This window comes from Paraconexibacter sp. (assembly GCF_041602235.1).
Classification (GTDB): domain Bacteria; phylum Actinomycetota; class Thermoleophilia; order Solirubrobacterales; family Solirubrobacteraceae; genus Paraconexibacter.
This window is the reverse complement of the sequence record NZ_JBFIGP010000341.1, coordinates 1-3,682: the sequence shown is the minus strand read 5'-3', so window position 1 is coordinate 3,682 and position 3,682 is coordinate 1. Positions and strand designations below refer to the sequence as shown.

At 71.4% G+C, this 3,682-nt stretch carries 5 protein-coding genes and 1 pseudogene; 4 read left to right on the top strand and 2 right to left on the bottom strand.

The window, feature by feature from the left end:
• A pseudogene (locus ABYE80_RS18455) lies at positions 1-219 on the bottom strand (cytochrome P450); the annotation flags it as partial.
• A 69-nt stretch (positions 220-288) separates the two neighbouring features.
• On the opposite strand from ABYE80_RS18455, the gene ABYE80_RS18450 reads away from it, so the two are divergent.
• Positions 289-891: a TetR/AcrR family transcriptional regulator gene (locus ABYE80_RS18450; protein ID WP_372791767.1), complete on the top strand. Its 603-nt coding sequence runs from the start codon at positions 289-291 to the stop codon at positions 889-891.
• Positions 892-1,080: 189 nt separating this feature from the next.
• Here the strand turns inward: ABYE80_RS18450 and ABYE80_RS18445 are convergent, their stop codons facing one another.
• Positions 1,081-2,019 (bottom strand): calcium-binding protein, encoded by a 939-nt coding sequence (locus tag ABYE80_RS18445; protein WP_372791766.1) that lies wholly within the window; start codon positions 2,017-2,019, stop codon positions 1,081-1,083.
• Between the two features lie 165 nt (positions 2,020-2,184).
• Here ABYE80_RS18445 and ABYE80_RS18440 point away from each other — a divergent pair, with 165 nt between their 5' ends.
• The 3 genes from ABYE80_RS18440 to ABYE80_RS18430 all read left to right on the top strand — a co-directional run.
• Positions 2,185-2,694, top strand: a complete 510-nt coding sequence (locus tag ABYE80_RS18440) for a calcium-binding protein (protein ID WP_372791765.1) — start codon at positions 2,185-2,187, stop codon at positions 2,692-2,694.
• Positions 2,678-3,379, top strand: a complete 702-nt coding sequence (locus ABYE80_RS18435) for a response regulator transcription factor (RefSeq protein WP_372791764.1) — start codon at positions 2,678-2,680, stop codon at positions 3,377-3,379. The genes ABYE80_RS18440 and ABYE80_RS18435 overlap by 17 nt, the downstream gene beginning before the upstream one ends.
• A gap of 16 nt (positions 3,380-3,395) precedes the next feature.
• On the top strand, positions 3,396-3,682 hold a 287-nt coding region (locus ABYE80_RS18430), incomplete at its 3' end, for a hypothetical protein (RefSeq protein WP_372791763.1).

Genomic DNA, 3,682 nt, shown 5'->3' with positions numbered 1-3,682 from the left:
GCTGAAGGTGTCGAAGTCGCGGGTGGCCTGATGCAGCAGGTCGGCGCGCGTGATCGACCAGAAGCCGCCTTCGTCCGGGTAGCGGAGGTTCGGGCTCCAGTGGACGGGGGCCTCGCGGCGCATCTGCGCGAAGGCCTCGTACGGCGGGCCGTCGACCCAGTGGGCGTGGTCGCCGAGGTCGAAGGTGCTGAGGTCGAGCTTCGAGAGCGTGGTGGACATGGCGCGCAGCTTAAGACAGACACACTGTCATTACAAGTCGTAATTGCAGGCCGTGTAGTCTTGGCCTCGGTGACCCTGCTCGAGAAACGCGCCAGAGACGATCCGCGCCGACGTGAGACGGAGCTCGCCTTCCTGCGGGCGACGGAGGACCTGCTCGCGGAGGGGGCGTCGTTCGCGGACCTCAACGTCAGCCGGATCGCGGAACGCGCCGGCCGCACCCGCACCGCGTTCTACGCGCACTTCGACGACCGCCGCGAGCTCCTCGTTCGCCTGGTCGACGACTTCAGCGCCGAGGTCTACGCGACGACGGACCAGTTCTGGACCGGGCCCGTGGATCGCGCGGCGGTGGAGGGCGTCATCGTCGGCCTGCTCGGGACCTTCCGCTCGCACGCGACCCTGCTGCGCGCGGTGGTCGAGGCCTCGGGCTACGACCGCGAGATCCGGGAGTTCTGGAACGACGGGGTGGTCGGCCGGTTCCGTACGGCCGCCGAGGATCGCCTGCGTCGCGACGGCCGGCCTCCGCAGGAAGCGCGGGCCCTTGCGCTCGCGCTGGTCTGGATGACCGAGCGGACCGGCTACCAGCAGATCGTCGGAGAGACGGGCGTGCCCGACCGCGCGGTCGTGGCCGCGCTCACCGAGGTGTGGACCTCGGCCCTACGGACCGGCGACTGACACGCGCGACCGCGCGACCGGCGCGACCGCGCGACCGCCGGCCGGCCCGACCCCGCACCGTCAAGGCCCCGCCAAGGACGAGGACCCCACCGACGACGACCGCCCGCCAGGCTGGGCCTGACGGGCGGTGCGTACCGGGGTGGGATCTGAAGTACTACAGGTGTCGTCGCACGAGCGACGGCGACCGGATCAGGAGCGGCCCTCGCCGTGGCCACGGTCCTCGCGGGCGGCCTTCTTCTCGGCCTTCTTCTCCGCCGCCTTGCGCCGGTCGGCCTCGCGCTTCTTCTTGGCCGCGGCCTTGCGCTGGGCCTTCGTCGGCTTCGGGTCCTGGCGGGTGACCTTCTCGCACGAGCCGTTGGGGTTCTCGGGCGTCGCGTCGGTGATCACGTCGACCTTGTCGAGGTAGGCGCGGTCGTTGCCCTCGCCGCAGGTGACCTTGTCGACCTCGCCGTCGCGGGTGCGGATCTTGTCGTCGCCCTTGCCCCCGTCGAGCGTGTCGCCCTCGGTGTCGACCTCGCCGTTGGGCCCCGGCTTGACGTCGCTGCGGGCGAGCGCCCACAGGCTGTCGTTGCCGTCACCGCCGTAGGAGACGTCGACGCCGCTGTTGGCGTAGATCGTGTCGTTGCCGTCGCCGCCGTGCTGGGTGTCGTCACCCGAGCCACCGGACATGCGGTCGTTGCCGTTCTCGCCGAACGACGTGTCGTTGCCGCTGCCGCCGTAGATGCGGTCGCGCGAGTCGCCACCACGGAGGGTGTCGTCACCGGCCTGCCCGTAGATGCGGTCGTTGGACGTGCGGTCGCCCGCGCCGTTGGTGTCACCGGTGATGGTGTCGTTGCCCTTGCCGCCGTAGAGACGGTCGTTGCCCTGGAGGCCGAGGATCGTGTCGTCGTCGTCCCCGCCCCAGATGCGGTCGTTCCCGGGCCCGCCGTTGAGCTCGTCGTTGCCGGCGAAGCCCCAGATGCGGTCGTTGCCGCCGTTGCCGTTGATGACATCAGCCGCGCTGGTGCCGCGGAGGCGCTCGCTGCGGTCGCCGCCGTCGATGGTCGCGGCGAACGCGGTGGCCGGCACGAGGGCCAGCGCCGCGATCGCGGTCGCCGCACCCTTGCGGCGGTTGAGGATGGCATTCATGAGTCGAAGTTCTCCCTTGGTGTTGCAGAACAGGCAGCACCGTTATCCCCCAGTGACGGGGGGATTGGGTAGCGGCTCTCACCCACCTCTCACGATCCGTGAGAGATGCATGAGAAGTCGAGCTCCACGCGTGCGAGGATGCAGGCCTTCCGCAACCGTGTGTCCATGCCCCGCGCCGTCGCCCTCCTCTCCGCCCTCCTCCTGCTCGTCGCCGTGCCCGTCGCCGACGGCGCGCGGAAGAGCCCGTCGGGCAAGAGCCAGAAGGGCGGATCCCAGAAGGGCGTCTCGAAGAAGGGCTCCAAGCGCAGCGACCGCCTCTCGGGGACCTCGCGCAACGACACGATCAAGGGCGGGCGCGGCAACGACGTCATCCGCGGGCGCGGCGGCAACGATCGGCTGTACGGTGGCGCCGGTGATGACGTGATCGCGGGGGACGCCGGCAAGGACAGGATCTCGGGTGGCTCCGGCGACGACACGCTGCTCGGGGGCGCCGGCAACGACCGGATCACCGGAGGCGCGGGCAGCGACACCATCTCGGCCGGCAACGGCAACGACGTGATCAACGCGGCCGACGGCGAGCGCGACGAGATCACCTGCGGCTCGGGCCGCGATCGCGTCACGGCCGACAGGGAGGATTCCGTGGATCGGGACTGCGAGCGTGTCAAGCGGAAGTAGCGCGCCGGACGGGCGACCGGTCGTCCTGCTGGTGGACGACGATCCCGCGATCCGTCGCACCCTCTCGGTCGGGCTCGAGCTCGAAGGGTTCGAGGTGGTGGCGGCCTCCGGCGGCAAGGCCGCGCTCGCGGCGGTCGGCACCGTCGGCCCCGACGCGATGCTGCTCGACCTCACCATGCCCGATCTCGACGGGCTCGAGGTCCTGCGCCAGCTCCGCGCGGCCGGCGAGGAGGTGCCGATCTGCGTCCTCTCGGCCCGCAACGAGGTGGACGATCGCGTGCTCGGTCTGGAGGCCGGGGCCGACGACTACGTGGTCAAGCCCTTCGCGCTCGAGGAGGTCGCCGCCCGCCTGAACGCGCTCCTGCGGCGCCGCCCACCGGCGCAGAACCAGAAGGTCACGGTCGGCGACATCGAGCTGGACCCGATCGCGTTCTCGGCGACCCGGGCCGGGGTCGACCTCGGCCTGACCGGACGCGAGTTCTCGCTCCTGCACCTCTTCATGCGCCATCCCGGGGAGGTGCTCGACCGCGCCCGCCTGCACGAGGAGGTGTGGGGGTACACGTTCGACCCGGGCACGAACATCGCCGACGTCTTCGTCGGCTACCTGCGGCGCAAGCTCGAGGCGCACGGCGGCGAGCGGGTGCTGCACACCGTGCGCGGCGTCGGGTTCGTCCTGCGCGTCTAGGACGCTGTCAGCACCTGTGCGCCTGCGCAACCTGCGGTCCCGCCTGACCTTCGGCGTCCTCGCCGTGCTGCTGGTCGTGCTCGCGGTGGGCGGCGTGGTCGTGGCCCGCGACCAGGACGCGGCGGAGCGCCAGACCGTCGACGACCGGCTGCAGCGGACCGCGGAGCTGTCGGACACCACGGCGCTGGCCGCGGTCGAGCAGTCCCTGCCCGAGGCCGACCCGCGTCTGGACCAGGTGCTGCGCGCGACCGGAAGCTCCCTGCGCGTCTCGATCGGGGAGACGACGCTCCTGCAGGCGGGTGT

Bases quoted from the DNA above. Each gene is read 5' to 3' on its own strand.
- ABYE80_RS18445 (WP_372791766.1), bottom strand. From the start codon at position 2,019: ATGAATGCCATCCTCAACCGCCGCAAGGGTGCGGCGACCGCGATCGCG.
- ABYE80_RS18440 (WP_372791765.1), top strand. From the start codon at position 2,185: ATGCCCCGCGCCGTCGCCCTCCTCTCCGCCCTCCTCCTGCTCGTCGCC.